This is a genomic window from Streptomyces sp. NRRL S-350 (assembly GCF_000719705.1).
GTDB lineage: Bacteria > Actinomycetota > Actinomycetes > Streptomycetales > Streptomycetaceae > Kitasatospora.
This window is the reverse complement of sequence record NZ_JOHO01000006.1, coordinates 1-18158: the sequence shown is the minus strand read 5'-3', so window position 1 is coordinate 18158 and position 18158 is coordinate 1. Positions and strand designations below refer to the sequence as shown.

Annotated in this window: 15 protein-coding genes; 8 read left to right on the top strand and 7 right to left on the bottom strand. The window is 72.5% G+C overall.

Annotation, left to right across the window (positions count from 1 at the left end; genetic code table 11):
* Nucleotides 1-5 precede the first annotated feature (5 nt).
* The 3 genes from IF30_RS0107965 (at nucleotide 6) to IF30_RS0107955 (ending at nucleotide 3502) form a co-directional block, all read left to right on the top strand.
* Nucleotides 6-929, top strand: coding sequence for a M24 family metallopeptidase (locus IF30_RS0107965; protein WP_051709465.1), 924 nt, complete (start codon nucleotides 6-8; stop codon nucleotides 927-929).
* Entirely contained in the window at nucleotides 926-2677 is a 1752-nt protein-coding gene (locus tag IF30_RS0107960) for an SDR family oxidoreductase (RefSeq protein ID WP_030233978.1), read from the top strand. Before IF30_RS0107965 ends, IF30_RS0107960 begins: the two co-directional genes overlap by 4 nt.
* A 204-nt stretch (nucleotides 2678-2881) precedes the next feature.
* On the top strand, nucleotides 2882-3502 hold the full coding sequence (locus tag IF30_RS0107955) for a LysE family translocator (protein WP_030233976.1): 621 nt from the start codon (nucleotides 2882-2884) through the stop codon (nucleotides 3500-3502).
* A 9-nt stretch (nucleotides 3503-3511) separates the two neighbouring features.
* On the opposite strand, the gene IF30_RS0107950 is transcribed toward IF30_RS0107955, so the two are convergent.
* The 6 genes from IF30_RS0107950 to IF30_RS0107925 all read right to left on the bottom strand — a co-directional run bounded on the left by IF30_RS0107950 (nucleotide 3512) and on the right by IF30_RS0107925 (nucleotide 10685).
* Nucleotides 3512-3805, bottom strand: coding sequence for a hypothetical protein (locus IF30_RS0107950; RefSeq protein WP_030233972.1), 294 nt, complete (start codon nucleotides 3803-3805; stop codon nucleotides 3512-3514).
* 79 nt (nucleotides 3806-3884) lie between these two features.
* Nucleotides 3885-5093 (bottom strand): XdhC family protein, encoded by a 1209-nt coding sequence (locus tag IF30_RS0107945; RefSeq protein WP_051709463.1) that lies wholly within the window; start codon nucleotides 5091-5093, stop codon nucleotides 3885-3887.
* Nucleotides 5094-5220: 127 nt separating this feature from the next.
* On the bottom strand, nucleotides 5221-6702 hold the full coding sequence (locus IF30_RS0107940; protein WP_078891212.1) for an NCS2 family permease: 1482 nt from the start codon (nucleotides 6700-6702) through the stop codon (nucleotides 5221-5223).
* A 250-nt stretch (nucleotides 6703-6952) separates the two neighbouring features.
* Nucleotides 6953-9319: a xanthine dehydrogenase subunit D gene (pucD, locus tag IF30_RS0107935; RefSeq protein WP_051709461.1), complete on the bottom strand. Its 2367-nt coding sequence runs from the start codon at nucleotides 9317-9319 to the stop codon at nucleotides 6953-6955.
* Complete coding sequence (locus IF30_RS0107930; RefSeq protein ID WP_030233961.1) at nucleotides 9316-9801, bottom strand: (2Fe-2S)-binding protein; 486 nt, start codon at nucleotides 9799-9801, stop codon at nucleotides 9316-9318. The genes pucD and IF30_RS0107930 overlap by 4 nt, the downstream gene beginning before the upstream one ends.
* Nucleotides 9798-10685 carry an FAD binding domain-containing protein gene (locus tag IF30_RS0107925; protein ID WP_030233958.1) on the bottom strand — a complete coding sequence of 296 codons (888 nt, stop codon included), beginning with the start codon at nucleotides 10683-10685 and terminating at the stop codon, nucleotides 9798-9800. The genes IF30_RS0107930 and IF30_RS0107925 overlap by 4 nt, the downstream gene beginning before the upstream one ends.
* Before the next feature lie 372 nt (nucleotides 10686-11057).
* Between IF30_RS0107925 and IF30_RS0107920 the strand changes: the two genes are divergently transcribed.
* Entirely contained in the window at nucleotides 11058-12650 is a 1593-nt protein-coding gene (locus IF30_RS0107920) for a PucR family transcriptional regulator (protein ID WP_030233955.1), read from the top strand.
* A gap of 68 nt (nucleotides 12651-12718) precedes the next feature.
* Here the strand turns inward: IF30_RS0107920 and IF30_RS0107915 are convergent, their stop codons facing one another.
* The gene (locus IF30_RS0107915; protein ID WP_234322626.1) at nucleotides 12719-13783 is read right to left on the bottom strand and encodes an alpha/beta hydrolase; all 1065 of its coding nucleotides are present in this window, start codon (nucleotides 13781-13783) and stop codon (nucleotides 12719-12721) included.
* Between the two features lie 366 nt (nucleotides 13784-14149).
* Here IF30_RS0107915 and IF30_RS0107910 point away from each other — a divergent pair, with 366 nt between their 5' ends.
* The 4 genes from IF30_RS0107910 to IF30_RS0107895 are packed head-to-tail and all read left to right on the top strand — an operon-like array spanning nucleotide 14150 to nucleotide 18103.
* Nucleotides 14150-15163, top strand: a complete 1014-nt coding sequence (locus tag IF30_RS0107910) for a substrate-binding domain-containing protein (RefSeq protein ID WP_420791130.1) — start codon at nucleotides 14150-14152, stop codon at nucleotides 15161-15163.
* Entirely contained in the window at nucleotides 15160-16191 is a 1032-nt protein-coding gene (locus tag IF30_RS0107905; RefSeq protein ID WP_030233946.1) for an ABC transporter permease, read from the top strand. The genes IF30_RS0107910 and IF30_RS0107905 overlap by 4 nt, the downstream gene beginning before the upstream one ends.
* On the top strand, nucleotides 16188-17000 hold the full coding sequence (locus IF30_RS0107900; RefSeq protein ID WP_030233943.1) for an ATP-binding cassette domain-containing protein: 813 nt from the start codon (nucleotides 16188-16190) through the stop codon (nucleotides 16998-17000). Before IF30_RS0107905 ends, IF30_RS0107900 begins: the two co-directional genes overlap by 4 nt.
* On the top strand, nucleotides 16997-18103 hold the full coding sequence (locus IF30_RS0107895) for an ROK family glucokinase (protein WP_030233941.1): 1107 nt from the start codon (nucleotides 16997-16999) through the stop codon (nucleotides 18101-18103). The genes IF30_RS0107900 and IF30_RS0107895 overlap by 4 nt, the downstream gene beginning before the upstream one ends.
* Nucleotides 18104-18158 lie beyond the last annotated feature (55 nt).

Genomic DNA, 18158 nt, shown 5'->3' with positions numbered 1-18158 from the left:
CCCCGATGCCCCCGTCGGCGAAAGCGACCCCCGCCTTCCGCTACACCGAGCGCGACCTCGCCCGTTTCCGCGAGACCCAGCAACTCGCCTACCACTGCGCCGAGGAGGTCGCCGCCTGGATCGAACCCGGCGTCACCGAGCGGCAGACCACCGCCGAGCTGCGCCGCCGCCTGGTCTCCGCCGGGGTGCAGGACTTCTTCCACGTCCCCTTCGCCTGGTTCGGCGACCGTACGGCCTTCCGGCACTTCCACACCCCGCTGCAGTTCTTCGCCGGCAACCGCCGCCTGGAGGAGGGCATGCCGTACGTGCTGGACTGTGCGCCCGTCGTGGACGGCTACACCGCCGACATCGGCTACGGCGGCAAGGTCGGCGAGAACAGGCTCTGGGACCGCCTCGCCGACGACCTCCGGGTCTACCGCGAGCTGATCCTCGCCGAGGTCCGTGCCCGCAAGCCGCTCGCCGAGGTGTACGCGGCCGTGGACGCGCAGCTCGCCGCGCACGGCTACGACAACCGCCACCGGGTCTACCCGGGCCGGGTGATCGGCCACCAGGTCACCCGCACCGTCACCCGCGGACCGGCCGGGGTCAACGTCCTGGGGTTCGGCGTGCGCACCCTGCAGACCCTCGGCCGGGAGCTCGTCTCCGAGCGTCTGCAAGGCCGTTCACCGCTCTGGGCGGACGGGCGGTCGTCCCGGCACGCGCCGACCCCGGGCCTGTGGGCGGTGGAGCCGCACATCGGTTTCCGCGGCGTGGGTATCAAGTTCGAGGAACTGCTCGTGGTCACCGAGGACGACGCCCACTGGCTGGACGACGACCTGCCGCACGTCCGCCGCTGGAACGGCGGGGCTGCCACCGCAGATCCGGCCGCGCCCGCCACCGCCGACCGGCCCGACCCCGCCGACCCGACCGCCCTGGAGGCCACCCGATGACGACCCCCGTCCGCCGCCGCACGGTCCACTCCGGCGGCCTCCCGCTGGCCGTCTTCGAGCAGGGCGACCCGGACGCCCCCACCGTGCTGCTCGTCCACGGCTACCCGGACACCCACACCGTCTGGGACGACATCGCCGCCGACCTCGCCCGCGACCACCACGTGGTGCGCTACGACGTGCGCGGCGCCGGCGAGTCCGGTGTCCCCGCGGACCGCGACGGCTACCGGCTGGAGCGGCTGGCGGAGGACCTGTTCGCCGTCGCCGACGCGGTCAGCCCGGAGCGGCCGGTCCACCTGGTCGCGCACGACTGGGGCTCGATCCAGTCCTGGGAGGCCGTCACCGCTCCCGGCGCCGAGCGCCGGATCGCCTCGTACACCACGATGTCCGGGCCCAGCCTGGACCACATGGGGTACTGGCTGCGCCACCGGCTGCGCCGCCCCACCCCCCGGCACCTGAAGCAGCTGCTCCACCAGGGGCTGCACTCCTGGTACATCACCGCCTTCCACCTGCCGTACCTCGCGCCCGGCGTCTGGCGGCTCGGTCTCGCCCGGGCCTGGCCGCGGGTGCTGCGCGACCTGGAGCACGTCACCCCGCGCGCCGACCACCCGCAGCGCAGCCTGCGCCGCGACGCGGTCCGCGGCATCGAGCTGTACCGGGCCAACTTCCGCCCCACCATGGGCAGTCCGCGTGAGCGGCCGACCGAGGTCCCGGTCCAGCTGGTCACCCTCACCCGGGACCGCTACGTGGGCACCTACCTCTCCGAGGGCCTGGAGCGCTGGGTGCCCAGGCTGACCCGCCGGACGCTGCACGCCGGCCACTGGTCGGCGCTGCTGGAGAAGGGAGTCACCGTGGCCGGCCTGGTCCGCGGGTTCACCGCCCGCGTCGAGGCCGAACGGGCCGGGCAAGCCGGCCGGGCCACGGGCGAGGCGGCCGCCCTGGACGACGGCCGGCTGGTCGTGGTGACCGGCGCCGGCAGCGGCATCGGCCGGGCCACCGCGCTCGCCTTCGCCGAGGAGGGCGCCCGTGTGGTGGTCTGCGACCTCGACCTCGCGTCGGCCCGGCGCACCGCCGAACTGGCCTCGCTGATCGGCCCGACGGCGCACGCCTACCGGGTCGACGTCTCCGACGGCGCCGCGGTGGACGCGTTCGCACAGACCGTCGCCGCCGAGCACGGGGTGCCCGACGTGGTCGTCAACAACGCGGGCATCGGCCACTCCGGAACGTTCCTGCAGACCACCGAGAAGGAGTGGCAGCGCGTCCTGGACGTCAACCTCTGGGGCGTGATCCACGGCTGCCGGGCCTTCGGCACCCTGATGGCCGACCGCGGCCAGGGCGGCCACATCGTCAACGTCTCCTCGGCGGCCGCCTACCTGCCCTCCAAGGCACTCACCGCGTACGCCACCAGCAAGGCCGCGGTGTTCATGCTCTCCGACTGCCTGCGCGCCGAGTTCGTCGGCCACGGCATCGGCGTCTCCACCATCTGCCCCGGCATCGTCAACACCAACATCACCCGCGCCTCCACCTTCTCCGCCACCACCGCCGCCGAGCAGGCGGCCAAGCAGGCCCGCGCCGCCAAGCTCTACGCCCGCCGCGGCTTCCCCCCGGAGAAGGTCGCCACCGCCATCCTCGCCGCCGTCCGCACCGGCAAGCCCGTCGTCCCGGTCACCCCCGAGGCCAAGGCCGCCCGCCTCCTCGCCCGCCTCAGCCCCGGTCTGCTGCGCCTCGCCGCCCGCCTCGACGTCACCTGACCGGAGGAATCCCACCGGAGGGGTCCGAGCAACTCCGACCGGCGGTCCCCACCCGGCGAGGTGTGGACCGCGCCATCGAGGTGCGGGCCCTCCTCACCGCCGAGGGCGACGCGCGGGCGCTGGCAGTACCGGACCTCGTCATCGCGGCCACCGCTGAGCGGCACGGCGCCACCGTCCTGCCGGGCTGTGAGAGCATCCAGGCCCATGGAGATGACAACCGCCCTGTGGTCGTTCGCCCTCGTCGTGGGGCTGCTCACGCTGACGCCTGGCCTCGACACCGCGCTCGTCCTGCGGACGTCCGCGCTCGGGCGGCGGCGGCAGGCCTGGGGTGTCGTGCTCGGCATCCAGACCGGGACGCTGATCTGGGGGACGCTGACCTCGGCGGGCGTGACGGCGCTGCTGACCGCCTCACAGGTGGGATACGAGGTGCTGCGCTGGGCCGGCGCCGCGTACCTGGTGTGGATGGGCCTCGGGATGCTCCGCGACCGGGGCGCCCGGGCGGCGGCGGAGGAGGAGCCCGAGGAGGGCGGCTTCGGCGACGGCTGGCGGCGGGGCACGCTGACCAACCTGCTGAACCCCAAGGTCGGGGTCTTCTACGTGGCCGTGCTTCCGCAGTTCATCCCCGCCGGCGCCCCGCACTTCGCCGCGGGCGTGGCGCTGACCTGCGTCCACGTCGTGGAGGGGCTGCTCTGGTCGACGGTCCTGGTGGGCTTCGCCCAGGTGCTGCGCGGCTGGCTTCGCCGGCCGGCCGCGCGCAGGCTGATGGACCGGGTGACCGGTGTGGTGGTGCTGGGCTTCGGCGTGAAGCTGGCGCTGGGCGACTGACCGGGAGGCTCAGGACTCCAGCCGCCGCAGGCCTTCCTTCAGCTCGTCGGCGTTCATGCACGGGTGGATGTCGACGCTGGCGTTCAGCTGGAGCCAGAACGGTTCGGCGATGGACGGGATCGAGGCTTCGTCGGCGACGTCGATGACGGCGATCATGGCGCGGCGTCCGTTGCGGGAGAAGTAGTACGAGGCTTCCGGCTTGAGCTGGGCCAGGGCTTGCTGGATGCCCTCCGCCATCTTGCCTTCGGCGATGGCCTTGTTGCCGGCCTCGGTGTCGAGTTCGATTTCCAGCAGGGCGCGCATGGTGCCCGCTCCTTCCCCGGGCTCGGGTGAGTCCGCAACTCCAGCGTCCCGCCGCTCCGGTGGCGACGCAACGTGACGCTCAGGCGGCGTGGGTCCGCCGCGGCCGGGCCTGCTGTGCGGGCGCCGCCGGGTCACGCTCCGCGGCCGGCGTCGACGCGTCGTGGTGGATCGGTCCGTCTCCGGCGCTCAGCGGCAGGCAGCTGCCGGCGCGCCGGTGGGCGATGATCTCGGCGGCGACGGAGACCGCCGTCTCCTCGGGGGTGCGCGCGCCGAGGTCGAGGCCGATGGGGGAGCGCAGCCGGGCCAGCTCGGCCTCGGTGAGTCCGGTCTCGCGCAGTTTCGCCTCGCGGTCCCGGTGGGTGCGGCGCGAGCCCATCGCGCCGACGTAGCCGACGGGCAGCCGCAGGGCGCGCTCCAGCAGCGGGACGTCGAACTTGGCGTCGTGGGTGAGCACGCAGAGCACGGTGCGTCCGTCGATCCGGCCGAGCTGGGAGTCCAGGTAGCGGTGCGGCCAGTCGACCACGACCTCGTCGGCCTCGGGGAACCGGCGGGTGGTGGCGAAGACGGGCCGGGCGTCGCAGACGGTGACGTGGTAGCCGAGGAACTTGCCGATCCGCACCACGGCGGCCGCGAAGTCGATCGCCCCGAACACCAGCATCCGCGGCGCGGGCACGTAGGACTCGACGAAGCAGGTGACGGTGCCCCGCTCGTGCTCGTCGCAGGGGCGCCCGTCCAGGCCGAGGACGAGCCGGCCGGTGCGTCCGGCCTCCAGCATGGCCCGGGTCTCGGCGACGATCGCCCGCTCCAGCGTGCCGACCGTGGTCGGGCCGACGGAGAGCGCCCCGGTGACGCCGTCGGCGGTGACGGCGAGGGTGGCGCCGAGCAGTGCGGCCGGTCCGGAGATCACCCGGGCCAGTGCCACCGGCGTCCCGTCGGCGATCCGCGCGATTCCGGCGTCCAGGCCGGGGTCGGTTCCCGGCACGACCGGCTGGACGAACACGTCGAGGATCCCGCCGCAGGTCAGCCCGACCGCGAAGGCGTCCTCGTCGCTGAAGCCGAAGCGTTCCAGCACCGGCTCGCCGCTCTGGATCGCGGCCTGGCACAGCTCGTACACCGCGCCCTCGACGCATCCGCCGGAGACGCTGCCGATCGCCTCGCCGTCCGCGTCCACGGCCAGTGCCGCCCCGGGGTCGCGCGGAGCGCTGCCGGAGACGCCGACCACGGTGGCCACGGCGAAGGCGCGCCCGGCCGCGTGCCAGGCCTGCAGCTGCTCGGCGATGTCCTGCATGGCGGAGGCTCCTTACACGGTTCGACAGTAGCGGGGGCGCCGCCGTACGGGAAACGATCCCGTACGGCGGCGGTGGCGCGTCCGGGCGGAGCGCGGTGGTGCGGGGCGCTGCCGCCCGGCGGCCCGGCTAGTGCACGCCCAGCCAGGACTTGATCGGCGTGAGCGCGAAGTAGAGCACGAACACCGCGGTGAGGACCCACATCAGCACCCCGGGTTCGCGCCAGCGCCCCGTGCCGGCCTTGATGACGGTGTACGAGATGACGCCGGCCGCGACGCCCGCGGTGATGCTGTACGTGAACGGCATCAGGACGCAGGTGAGGAAGGCCGGGATGGCCACCTCGCGGTCAGACCAGTCGATGTGGCGGGCCTGGCTCATCATCATCGAGCCGATCACGACCAGGGCGGCGGAGGCCACTTCGACGGGCACGATGCCGGCGATCGGCGAGAAGAACAGCATCAGCGCGAACAGTCCGCCGGTGACGGCGGAGGCGAGCCCCGTCCGGGCGCCGTCGCCGACGCCGGTGGCGGACTCGACGAAGACGGTCTGGCCGGAGGCGCCCGCGAGGCCGCCGACCGCGCCGCCGGCGCCGTCGATGAAGAGGGCCTTGGACAGTCCGGGCATCCGGCCCTGCTTGTCGGCCAGTCCGGCCTCGGTGCCGACGCCGATGATGGTGGCCATCGCGTCGAAGAAGCCGGCCAGGACCAGGGTGAACACCGCGACCGAGGCGCTGATCGCGCCCATGCCCCGGCCGCCGAAGGCGCCGAACAGGTCGACGTGGCCGAACAGGCTGAAGTCCGGCGCGGAGACCGGGCTGCCGGGCCACACCGGCACGGAGTTCTTCCAGGCGGCGGCGGGGACGTGCGCGACCTGGTTGACGACCATCGCGAGGACGGTGCCGCCCGCGATGCCGATCAGGATCGCGCCGCGGACGCCGCGCGCCATCAGCACGAAGATCGTCAGCAGCGTGACGCAGAAGACCAGCACCGGCCAGCCGGCGAGTTCACCGGTCGGGCCGAGCGACAGCGGGGTGGGGCCGCCGGTGTGCATGAAGCCGGCCTTGTAGAGGCCGATCACCGTGACGAACAGGCCGATGCCGATGGTGATGGCGTACTTGAGCGGCAGCGGGATGCCGTTCATGATCTTCTCGCGCAGTCCGGAGACCACCAGCAGCACGATCAGCAGGCCGTAGATCACGCACAGGCCCATGGCCTGGGGCCAGGTGGTGTGCGGGACGACGAGCGCGGAGACCGCGCCGGAGACCGAGAGCCCGGCGGCGAGGGCGAGCGGCACGTTGCCGACCACGCCCATCAGGATGGTGGTGACGGCGGCCGCCAGGGCGGTCGCGGTGGTCAGGGCGGCGTGGTCCAGCTTGACGCCGGTGACGTCCGCGCCGCTCAGGATGAGCGGGTTGAGCAGGATGATGTACGCCATCGCCATGAAGGTGGTGAGACCACCGCGCAGTTCGTTGGCGAGTGTCGAGCCCCGGGCCGAGATCTTGAAGTAGGCGTCGAGTGCGCTCGTCGGGCGTGGGGCCGGGGACGCCGGGTGGGTGACGTCCTCGGTGGGTCTGTCTTCGGTGGTGCCGGGTTCCGTGGGGATCCTGGGCATGTCCACTCCCAAGTGTCAAAGGGGGTTGGGGTGGGCGAGCCGACCTGACTGCCGGTCAACGAGGCGGCGCAGGGGGACGTATCGACTCACTGTGGGGGGGCACTCGTGAAGGGGGAGTGCCAGCGGTGCATTGAGGGTGGGGCGCACCGCTGCGGAACCTCGGCGCGGGTAGGGCAGCGGGTGTGGGGGTGGTGCCCCCGGGGCGGCGGGGAAGACGGTCGCCGCCCCGAGGAGGCGTGAACTCCGGTCGTCAGCCGGGCTGTTCGGTGGTCAGGTGCTCCGGCCGGACGGGGATCCGGTTGAGCGCGAGACCCGTGGCGTTGCGGATGGCGGCCACGATGGACGGCGTCGCCGACACGGTCGGCGCCTCGCCGACCCCGCGCAGCCCGTACGGCGCGTTGGGGTCGGGCAGTTCGAGGATCTCCACCGGGATCGGGGGGGTGTCCAGGATGGTGGGGATCAGGTAGTCGGTGAAGGAGGCGTTGCGGACCTTGCCGTCCCGGACGATGATCTCCTCCATCACCGCCAGGCCGAGCGCCTGGGTGCAGCCGCCCTGGATCTGGCCGACGACGGAGAGCGGGTTGAGCGCCTTGCCGACGTCCTGGACGGCGGTGAGCTCGACCACCTTGACCAGGCCCAGCTCGACGTCGACGTCCACCACCGCGCGGTTGGCGCAGAAGGTGTACTGGACGTGGCCGAAGCCCTGGCCGGTCTCCTTGTCGAAGGGCTGGGTGGGCCGGTGGTGGTGCTCGCGGGTGAGGTCGATGGCCTCGTCGCCGAGCAGGTCCACCATCGGGACCAGGACGCCGGCGCTCTCCGAGACGACCTTGCCGCCGGCCAGCGTGATGTCCTTGTGGGTCCAGCCGTAGCGCCGGCGGCCCTTCTCGATCAGCTCGCGCCGGACGGCCTCGGCGGCCAGCTTGACGGCGCCGCCGGTCATGTACGTCTGGCGCGAGGCCGAGGTCGAACCGGCCGATCCCACTTCGGTGTTGGCCGGGTGGATGGTGACCTGTTCGACGCCCAGCTCGGTGCGGGCGATCTGGGCGTGCACGGTGACGCCGCCCTGGCCGACCTCGGCCATCGCGGTGTGCACCATGGCGACCGGCTCGCCGCCGATCACCTCCAGCCGCACCCGGGCGGTGGAGTAGTCGTCGAAGCCCTCGGAGAAGCCGACGTTCTTGATGCCGACCGAGTAGCCGACGCCGCGCACGATCCCCTCGCCGTGCGAGGTGTTGGACAGTGCCCCCGGCAGCTGGCGCACGTCCAGGTGCTCGGTGTCCAGCGGCGGCGGCAGCGGCATGTCCTTGGCCCGGCGCAGGAGTTCGGCCACCGGCGCGGGCGAGTCGATCTGCTGGCCGGTGGGCATGCGGTCGCCCTCCGACATCGCGTTGAGCTGCCGCAACTCCACCGGGTCCATGCCCAGTTCGGCGGCCAGCTTGTCCATCTGCGACTCGTAGCCGAACGCGGCCTGCACCGCTCCGAAGCCGCGCATCGCCCCGCAGGACGGGTTGTTGCTGTAGAGCGCGATGGCGTGCATCCGGACGTTCGGGATCACGTACGGGCCGTGTCCGAGCGAGGCGGCGTTGCCGACGACGGCCGGCGAGGCGGAGGCGTACGCGCCGCCGTCCAGGACGATCCGGCAGTCGGCGAAGACCAGCTTGCCGTCGCGGGTGGCGCCGTGCTCGTAGTGCATCTTCGCCGGGTGGCGGTGCACGTGGCCGTAGAAGGACTCGTCCCGGGCGTAGACGATCTTGACCGGCTTGCCGGTGTGCTGGGCCAGCAGGCAGGCGTGGATCTGCATCGAGATGTCCTCGCGGCCGCCGAAGGCGCCGCCGACGCCGGCCAGCGTGAGCCGGACCTTCTCCTCGGGCAGGTCGAGCACCGGCGCCATCTGCTCGCGGTCCACGTGCAGCCACTGGGTGGCGATGTAGAGGTCGATGCCGCCGTCCTCGGCGGGCACGGCGAGGCCGGACTCGGGGCCGAGGAAGGCCTGGTCCTGCATGCCGACCTCGTAGTCGCCGCTGACGATGACGTCCGCCAGCGCCCGCACCTCGTCGGTCACGCCGAGGCCGGAGACCAGCTTCTGCTCGTGGCAGATGTTGCCGTACGCGTGCGACTTGTACTCGTGCGGCTCGTGGACGTACCCGTGGGTCTCCGGGTCCAGGCACTGCTCCTCGGTGACGATCGGGGTGAGCACCTCGTACTCGACCTTGATCTTCTTCACCGCGCGGCGGGCCGTCTCCGGGTGGTCGGCGGCGACCAGCGCGATCGCCTCGCCGTGGTACCGGATCTTGTCGATGGCCAGGGCCGGCTGGTCCTGGATCTCCAGGCCGTAGTACTTCGAGCCGGGGATGTCCTCGTGCGTCAGCACCGCGTAGACGCCGGGCACCTTGAGCGCCTCGGAGATGTCCACCGAGAGGATGTCGGCGCGGGGGTGCGGCGAGCGCAGCGCCATGCCCCACAGCATGTCCTCGTGCCACAGGTCCGAGGAGTAGGCGAACTCGCCCTTGACCTTCAGGTGTCCGTCCGGACGCAGCGGCGAGCCGCCGATGCCGTCCTTGGACGCCTGGTTGATGTTCTGCAGGTTCTTCTGGCCCTGGATGGTCCGCGTGGTCATTCCGAAGCCTTCCCGGCGCACTTGCGGGCCGAGGCGAGCCGCACGGCGTCCATGATCTTCTCGTAGCCGGTGCAGCGGCACAGGTTGCCGGACAGCGCCTCGCGGATGTCGTTGTCGCTCGGCTGGGCGTCCTGCTCCAGCAGGGCGTCGGTCTGCACCAGCAGGCCGGGGGTGCAGAAGCCGCACTGGACGGCTCCGGCGTCGACGAAGGCCTGCTGGACGAGGCCCAGTTCGCCGTCGTCCCCGCTCAGGCCCTCGACCGTGCGGACCTCGCGGTCCTGCACCTGCCCGGCCGCGACGAGGCAGGAGCACACCGGGACGCCGTCCAGGTAGACCGTGCAGGAGCCGCACTCGCCCTGCTCGCAGGCGTTCTTCGAGCCCGGCAGGCCGACCCGCTCGCGCAGCACGTAGAGCAGGCTCTCGCCCTCCCACACGTCGTCGGCCTCGACCGGCTTGCCGTTGGCGGTGAAAGTGACCCTCATGCCGCGCTCCTGATCTGCTTGCTGTAGTCGTTCCAGGTCCAGGCGAGGGTGCGGCGGGCCATCACGGCGAGCGCGTGCCGGCGGTACTCGGCGGTGCCGCGCACGTCGTCGATCGGCGAGGCCGCGGCCTTCACCAGCTCGCCGAAGCGCTGGACCACCTCGGCGCCCAGCAGCCCGCCGGACTCCCAGAGACCGCGCTCGGCGAGCACGCCCTGCAGGTACTCCTCGGCCTCGACGGCGCGGCGCGGCGTGGGGGCGGCCGAACCGATCCCGGTGCCGACGGTGCCGTTCCTCGGGTGGAGGGCGAAGCCGAACGCGCAGACCGCGATCACCATCGCGTTGCGGGTGCCGATCTTCGAGAACTGCTGCGGCCCGTCCGCCACCGGGATGTGCACGGCCCGGATCAGCTCGTCGGCCTCCAGGCAGTTGCGCTTCACCCCCAGGTAGAAGTCGTCGATCGGGATCAGCCGGGTGCCGCGCACCGAGGCCGCCTCCACGAGCACGTCCCGGCCGGCCGCCAGCAGCGCCGGGTGGGAGTCGCCGGCCGGGGAGGCCGCGCCCAGGTTGCCGCCGACGCTGCCGCGGTTGCGGATCTGCGGCGAGCCGACGGTGTGGGCCGCCAGCGCGAGCCCGGGCAGCGGAGCGGACAGCTCCGCGATGATCCGGGCGTACGGGACCGCGGCGCCGAGCCTGACGACGCTGCCGTCGTTCGACCATTCGGTGAGCTCGGTGACGCGGTTCAGGTCGAGAATCGCGGATGGCCGGTGCACGTCGAAGTTCAGCTCGACCATGACGTCCGTGCCGCCCGAGACGGGCAGCGCGGTCGGGTACTCAGCCTTCGCCGCGAGCGCCTCGTCCCAGGTGGCGGGCCGAAGGAACTCCATGCGGGTGTCTCCTCAAGTCGTCGCCCGCCGGGTGTCCGGCGGCGTGTCGCCCAGTGAACTCCTGTGACGCGGCCCACTGGCAGTCACCGATGGCATGAAGCCCCGGCTGTGGTCGCGCCCGGCATCCTGTACGTTCCTCTAAGGAGTGGAACCTCGCAGCCCAGGTGTTCGCCGGGTGCTACCTACGACCGTAATCCGGCCGTGACGGACGGGCTACGGCCCGCGATCCGGCCCCCCGCTGGTACGTAACGCCGAGCACGGATGTTCGGGCACACTGTGACCCCCGGACCGAAGGCCCGGCCCCCGCTTCCCCCTTCCGCCCTTCCCGTCCCCCTTCCTCCCCCGATCCGGTCCCCCGTTAGGAGTCTGCGGATGCGCGTCCGTGACCTGCTCGCCCCCGGCGCCCCGCGACTGCGCCTGCTCGCGGCCGAGGAGGAGCTGGACCGGCAGGTCAGCGGTGTGATGACCACGGACCTCCAGGACCCCGGCCGCTACCTGCACGGCGGCGAACTGGTGCTCACCGGCATGCTCTGGCGCACCGTCCCGGCCGACTCCGAGCGCTTCGTACGGACCCTCGCGGCCGGCGGCGCGGTCGCCCTGGCAGCCGGCGAGGCCGAGGTCGGCCCGGTGCCCGACGACCTGGTCGAGGCCTGCCGCCGGCACCGGATGCCGCTGCTGGCCGTCCCCGACGACATCGCCTTCGGCACCGTCACCGAGTTCATCGGCCGACAGGTGTCCGCGGACCGCGCGGCCGACCTCGCCGCCCTGGTCGACCGGCACCGCCTGCTGGTCTCCGCGGCCGGCGGCGGCGGGCTGGACGCGGTGCTGGACCTGCTCGGCGGCGACCTCGACCTGGACTGCTGGGTCCTCGCCCCCACCGGCGCGGTGATCGCCGGCCCCGGCGACCGGCTCTCCGCCGAGGACCGCGACCAGCTGGTCCGCGCCCACCTCGCCGCCCAGCGCCAGCGCCGCCGCCCCCCGCACCGGGCCCGCCTGGCCGCCGGCTCCTACTCGCTGCTGCCCGCCGCGGTCTCCGCCGAGCACGAGGCGCCGCTCGCCGACTGGATGCTCGCGGTGGCCGGCGACGTCACCGAGTGGACCACCAAGCGCCAGCAGCTCGCCGAGAACCTGGCCCGCCTCGTCGCCGCCGAGCGCCACCGCCGCGACGAGGGCCGCCGGCTGCGCCGCCGCCTCGCCGACGAGGTGCTGGCCCTGCTGCGCCGCGACGCCGACCCGGCCGAGATCAGCCGCACCCTGTACGCCTCCTCGGCGATGGCCGCCCGCTACGAGAGCGCCGATCCCAAGTCCCAGGCGGAGGAGGGCTCCTGGCTGGTGCTCAGCGCGGAGGGCACCGGCCTGCCGGAGGGCACCGTCCGGGCCGTGCTGGAGGAGGCGCTCGGCGCTTCCACCGACCGCGCCCTGGTCGCCGGGACGGGCAGCGGCGCCGTCGTGGTGCTGCCCGCCCCGGACAGCCCGGTGCCGGCCGACACCCTGCGCGACCTGCTCGCCCCGCTGGAGGCCGGGCTCGGCTCCGAGGGGCGGATCACCCTCGGTGTCTCCGCCCCCGCCCCCGAGGCCGGCGGTCTGCGCGGCGCCCTGGAGGAGGCCCGGCACGCCCGCCGGATCGCCGCCTCCCGGGTCGGCCGGGTCTGCGTCGCCGGCCCCGAGGAGCTCGCCTCGCACGTGCTGCTGCTGGCCGCCGTCCCGGACGAGGTCCGCCGGGCCTTCCGCAGCCGGCTGCTGGACAAGGTGATCGCGTACGACATCGAGCACCAGGCGGACCTGGTCCGCACCCTGGAGGCCTTCCTGCGCTCGGACGGCTCCTGGACGCGCTGCGCGGGGCAACTGCACGTCCACGTGAACACCCTGCGCTACCGGATCGGCCGGATCGAGGAGCTGACCGGGCGTGACCTCTCCCGGCTGGAGGACCGGGTGGACTTCTACCTGGCGCTCGAACTGGCCTGACGGCGCGTCCGGCACACGCGAGGGCCCGCCGCGAAGCATCGCGGCGGGCCCCGTCGTACCTCCGTGCGCTACTGCGGCGGGATGATCGAGCTGAGCCAGGTGAAGGCGCTCGGGACCATCTTCTTCCACTGCTCGGTGGTGTGCGGGCCGACGCCCTCCTCGACCTGGATCGTGGTCGGGGCCTTGGCCGCGGCGCGGATCGCCTCGCCGTCCTCGTAGCCGTCGCCCTTGGAGCCGCTGACCAGCAGGGCGACCTTGGGCGGCTGCTGGGAGGCCTTCAGGATGTTGACGGGGTTGTTGGCCTCGCGCAGCTTCGGGTCCTTGCCGACCAGCGAGTCCTTCTCGGACGCGGGGTCGTTGTAGCCGGACATCGCGATGCCGGCCCGGTAGCGGTTGGGGTGGGACAGCGACAGCTTGGCCGCGCAGTGCGCGCCCGCCGAGTAGCCGGCGATCGCCCAGCGGTCCGCGGACGGGTCGGCGCGGAAGTTGTCCAGCACCATCTGCGGGACGTCCCGGGTGATCCAGGCGTCGGCGTTGACCTTGCCGGGGATGTCGGTGCAGCCGGCGTCCTGGTTGTTGCCGAGCAGCAGGGTGCGCGGCGAGACCAGGATGAAGGGGGCCACCTTGCCCTGCTGCATCAGCGGCTTGAGCTGCTCGGAGACCTTGAGCGTGCCGTACCAGGTGGAGGAGGAGCCCGGGTAGCCCGGGATCAGCTCGACCACGGGGAACTTCTTGTCCTTGAACGCCGGGTCGTTGTACTGGGGCGGCAGCCAGACCAGCACCTCGCCGTCGACGCCGGAGACCTGGCCCTTGAGCTCGGTCTTCTGCACGTCGCCGGGCACCGCCGGGTCGTTCACGCCGCCGAAGCTCTGCTTGACCTTCGGGAGCTCCCGGGCCGCCTCACCGCCGGCCGCCTCCGCCGGCGGCACCGGCGGCACCGCGCGGACGTGGTTGCCGGTGCCCAGCAGGTCGTCCCAGTTGCCGTAGATCAGGTTGGCGTTGTTGACCATCACGAAGACCATCAGAACGGCTGTGACCTGGCAGAACATGATCATGACGATCCGGGTGAGGGTCCTCACCGGCTGGGGGCCGCCGACCTTCCCCCAGAACAGCAGCGCCACTGTGATGGACACCGGCACAAGAATGACGGTGAGGATGAAGAATGGCGTACCTGTCAGTTCCATCGAGTTCTCGTATCCGGGTCGCTCGCCGTTCGGGCCCCAGCGCCCGAACGCACGTCAATGGCATCAGACGGCCGATGGCGGATGATCGGTTGCCGTCCGAATCTGTGCGGAACCTGAGAGGAACATCACGTTCTCGTGATGCACCCCTTCGGATCGGCGCCTAGTCTGTCACCCGGACGGCGGTTGTCCGGACCAGATGTTCAGCGAACTTCCAGGAAAGGTCCCCCGGGGCACCTTACCTCCCGGGCCGATCGCGCCGCCGGGCGAGGCGGTGCGATCCCGTGCGGCCCGGCCAGGGAGACTATGGGGATGAGCATCACCCGCTTTCGTCCGTCCCGCCGCTTCTGGCCCGCGTGCGCCGTCCTGGCACTCGCGGTCACCGCGGCCGGTTGCAGCAGTACCGGAGGCAGACGCGCCGAGGAGGCGCGCGCCAAGGCCGCGTCCGCGGCCGGCAGCGCCGTCACCACCCCGCGCTGGAAGGTCGCCATGGTGACCCACGCCGGGGCCGGCGACGCCTTCTGGGACACTGTGCGCAAGGGCGCCGAGCAGGCCGCGGCCAAGGACAACATCGCCTTCCTGTACTCCAACGACGCGCAGACCCAGAACCAGGTCCAGCTCGTCCAGGCGGCCATCGACCAGAAGGTCGACGGCCTGCTGGTCACCCTCGCCAAGGGCGACGCCATGGCCGACGTCCTCGCCAAGGCCAAGGCCGCCGGCATCCCCGTGATCACCATCAACTCCGGCCAGGAGTACTCCCAGAGGTTCGGCGCGCTCACCCACATCGGCCAGGACGAGTCCACCGCCGGCCAGGCGGCCGGCACCGAACTGTCCTCCCGCGGACGCAAGAACGTGCTCTGCGTCATCCACGAGCAGGGCAACGTCGGCCAGGAGCAGAGGTGCTCCGGCGCCCAGTCCAAGGCCGGCGGCGCCTTCCAGGTGCTCTACGTCAACGGCGTCGACATGCCGGACGCCCGCGCCTCGATCTCCGCCAAGCTCCAGGCCGACCCGGCCATCGACACCGTGCTCACCCTCTCCGGCCCGATGGCCGCCACCGGACTGCAGGCGATCCAGGACGCCCACCGCTCCGTCGAACTGGACACCTTCGACCTGGGCCGGCAGGTGGTGGCCGGGCTCAAGTCCGGCAGCGTCGGCTTCGCCGTCGACCAGCAGCCCTACCTCCAGGGGTACGAGGGCGTCGACCTGCTCTGGCTGTACAAGTCCAACCTGGACATGCTCGGCGGGGGCAAGCCGGTCGAGACCGGCCCGCAGATCCTCACCAAGGAGAACGCCGACGCCCTCGCCGAGTACGTCGCGAGGGGGACCAGGTGAGCACCCCGGACCTCCTCGTCCAGGACCGCCCGGCGGCCCTGCGGCGGCTCCTCGCCCGCCCGGAACTGGGCTCGCTGATCGCCGCCGTCGCGGTGTTCGTGGTCTTCGCCGCCGCGGCGGAGCCGTTCCTGCGGGCCTCCTCGCTCGGCACCGTGCTCTACGCGGCGTCCACCATCGGGATCATGGCGGTACCGGTCTCGCTGCTGATGATCGGCGGCGAGTTCGACCTCTCGGCCGGCGTGCTGGTCACCACCGCCGCGCTGACCTCCTCGATGGTCTCGTACCAGTTCACCGCGGTGACCTGGGTCGGCGTGCTGGTCTCCCTCGTGACCACGCTGGCGGTCGGCTGGTTCAACGGGTGGATGCTCGGCCGTACCAGGCTGCCCAGCTTCATCGTCACCCTCGGCACCTTCCTGATGCTGACCGGCGCCAACCTGGGCGTCACCAAGGCGGTCTCCGGGACGGTCTCCACCAAGTCGATCTCCGACATGGAGGGCTTCGCCGCCTGCCGCCGGCTGTTCGCCTCCGAGGTCACCGTCGGCGGCCTGACGATCAAGGCCACCGTCTGGTGGTGGCTGGGCCTGCTCGCGGTCGGCAGCTGGGTGCTGCTGCGCACCCGCTTCGGCAACTGGATCTTCGCCGTCGGCGGCGACGCGGACGCCGCCCGCGCGGTCGGCGTGCCGGTCGCCCGGACGAAGACGGCGCTCTACCTCGGCGTCGGCTTCGGCGCCTGGGTGCTCGGCCAGCACCTGCTGTTCTCCTTCGACACCGTGCAGTCCGGCGAGGGCGTCGGCAACGAGCTGATCTACATCGTCGCGGCCGTCATCGGCGGCTGCCTGATCACCGGCGGCTACGGCTCCGTGGTCGGCTCCGCACTCGGCGCGCTGATCTTCGGCATGGTCAGCAAGGGGATCATCTACGCCCAGTGGAACCCGGACTGGTTCAAGTTCTTCCTCGGCGCGATGCTGCTGATGGCCGCGCTGCTGAACGCCTACGTCAAGCGCCGGGCCGAGCGGGGGCCGCGATGAGCAGTGAACTCCTCGCCCTCGAGGGCGTCGGCAAGAGCTACGGCACCGTCAGGGCGCTCCAGGACGTCTCGCTGACCCTGCGCACCGGCGAGATCAGCTGCGTGCTCGGCGACAACGGGGCCGGCAAGTCCACCCTGATCAAGATCATCTCGGGGCTGCACCAGCACGACGAGGGCAGCTACACGGTGGGCGGCGAGGAAGTCCGCCTCGACTCCCCGCGCCAGGCCCTGGACCGCGGCATCGCCACCGTCTACCAGGACCTCGCCGTCGTCCCGCTGATGCCGGTCTGGCGCAACTTCTTCCTCGGCTCCGAACAGGGCATGCGCCGCTGGGGCGGCCTGCGCCTGGACGCCGACGGGATGCGCGCCACCACCCGTGAGGCACTCGCGCGGATGGGCATCGACCTGCACGACGTCGACCGGCCGATCGGCACCCTCTCCGGCGGACAGCGCCAGTGCGTGGCGATCGCCCGCGCGGTCCACTTCGGCGCCAAGGCCCTGATCCTGGACGAGCCCACCGCCGCACTCGGCGTCAAGCAGTCCGGAGTGGTGCTCAAGTACGTCACCGCCGCCCGCGACGCCGGGCTCGGGGTCGTCCTGATCACCCACAACCCGCACCACGCGCACCTGGTCGGCGACCACTTCACCCTGCTCAAGCGGGGCCGGATGGCGGGCAGTCACCCCCGCGCCGAGATCAGCCTGGAACAGCTCACCACCGAGATGGCCGGCGGCTCCGACCTCGCCGAACTCTCGCACGAGCTGGCCCGACCCTCCAGCTTCGATTCCCGTGAGGAGCGTCCGCAGCCGTGACCAGCCCCCAGAGCAGCACCCGGCCGCCCGTCCTGCCCACGCTGCTCGGACTCGGCCCGCGCGCCGAGCGCCGCCGCCGCGCCCTGCCCGTGGGAATACTGCGACTGCCCACCATCGGCATCGACATCGGCGGCACCAAGGTCGTCGCCGGAGTGGTGGACGGCGAGGGCAAGGTGCTGGAGAAGCTGCGCACCGACACCCCGGACAAGAGCAAGAGCGCCAAGGTGGTCGAGGACGTCATCGTCGAACTGGTGCTGCAGCTCGCGGACCGGCACGACGTCCACGCCGTCGGCATCGGCGCGGCCGGCTGGGTCGACGCCGACCGCTCCCGGGTGCTGTTCGCCCCGCACCTCAACTGGCGCAACGAGCCGCTCCAGCAGGCGCTCAGCGAACGGCTGCGGTTCCCGGTGATCGTGGAGAACGACGCCAACGCGGCCGCCTGGGCCGAATGGCGCTTCGGCGCCGGGCGCGGCGAGGACCACATGGTGATGCTCACCCTGGGCACGGGCATCGGCGGCGCGGTGGTCCGGGACGGCTACGTCGACCGGGGGAAGTACGGCCTGGCGGGCGAGTTCGGGCACATGCAGGTGCTGCCCGGCGGGCACCGCTGCCCGTGCGGCAACCGCGGCTGCTGGGAGCAGTACTCCTCCGGCAACGCCCTGGTGCGCGACGCGCGCGAACTGGTCGCCGAGGAGTCCCCGGTGGTGCAGCCGCTGCTGGCCCGGGCGGGCGGCACGGTCGACGGCATCACCGGCCCGTTGGTCACCGAGGCCGCGCGGGAGGGCGACCCGACCGCCATCGAACTGCTCTACGAGGTCGGCACCTGGCTCGGCGTCGGCATCGCCAACCTGGCCGCCGGGCTGGACCCGGGCCGCTTCGTCATCGGCGGCGGGGTCTCCGAGGCCGGCGACCTGCTGCTCGGCCCCGCCCGGGACACCTTCCGCCGCACCCTCACGGGCCGCGGCTTCCGCCCGGAGGCGACCATCGTGCACGCCGCCCTCGGCAACGAGGCCGGCCTGGTCGGCGCCGCCGACCTCGCCCGGCAGGTGGCCCGGCGCTTCCGCACCATCAAACGTCGGCGGGTGGAGCGCAGCGCGCTGTAGGGGCCCTGTCTCTTATACACATCTGACGCTGCCGACGAAGAGGATAGTGTAGATT

What these genes read in the sequence shown, in the direction of transcription:
- IF30_RS0107965 (WP_051709465.1), top strand. Translation starts at nt 6, where the DNA reads ATGCCCCCGTCGGCGAAAGCGACCCCCGCCTTCCGCTACACCGAGCGC.
- IF30_RS0107960 (WP_030233978.1), top strand. Translation starts at nt 926, where the DNA reads ATGACGACCCCCGTCCGCCGCCGCACGGTCCACTCCGGCGGCCTCCCG.
- IF30_RS0107955 (WP_030233976.1), top strand. Translation starts at nt 2,882, where the DNA reads ATGGAGATGACAACCGCCCTGTGGTCGTTCGCCCTCGTCGTGGGGCTG.
- IF30_RS0107950 (WP_030233972.1), bottom strand. Translation starts at nt 3,805, where the DNA reads ATGCGCGCCCTGCTGGAAATCGAACTCGACACCGAGGCCGGCAACAAG.
- IF30_RS0107945 (WP_051709463.1), bottom strand. Translation starts at nt 5,093, where the DNA reads ATGCAGGACATCGCCGAGCAGCTGCAGGCCTGGCACGCGGCCGGGCGC.
- IF30_RS0107940 (WP_078891212.1), bottom strand. Translation starts at nt 6,702, where the DNA reads ATGCCCAGGATCCCCACGGAACCCGGCACCACCGAAGACAGACCCACC.
- pucD (WP_051709461.1), bottom strand. Translation starts at nt 9,319, where the DNA reads ATGACCACGCGGACCATCCAGGGCCAGAAGAACCTGCAGAACATCAAC.
- IF30_RS0107930 (WP_030233961.1), bottom strand. Translation starts at nt 9,801, where the DNA reads ATGAGGGTCACTTTCACCGCCAACGGCAAGCCGGTCGAGGCCGACGAC.
- IF30_RS0107925 (WP_030233958.1), bottom strand. Translation starts at nt 10,685, where the DNA reads ATGGAGTTCCTTCGGCCCGCCACCTGGGACGAGGCGCTCGCGGCGAAG.
- IF30_RS0107920 (WP_030233955.1), top strand. Translation starts at nt 11,058, where the DNA reads ATGCGCGTCCGTGACCTGCTCGCCCCCGGCGCCCCGCGACTGCGCCTG.
- IF30_RS0107900 (WP_030233943.1), top strand. Translation starts at nt 16,188, where the DNA reads ATGAGCAGTGAACTCCTCGCCCTCGAGGGCGTCGGCAAGAGCTACGGC.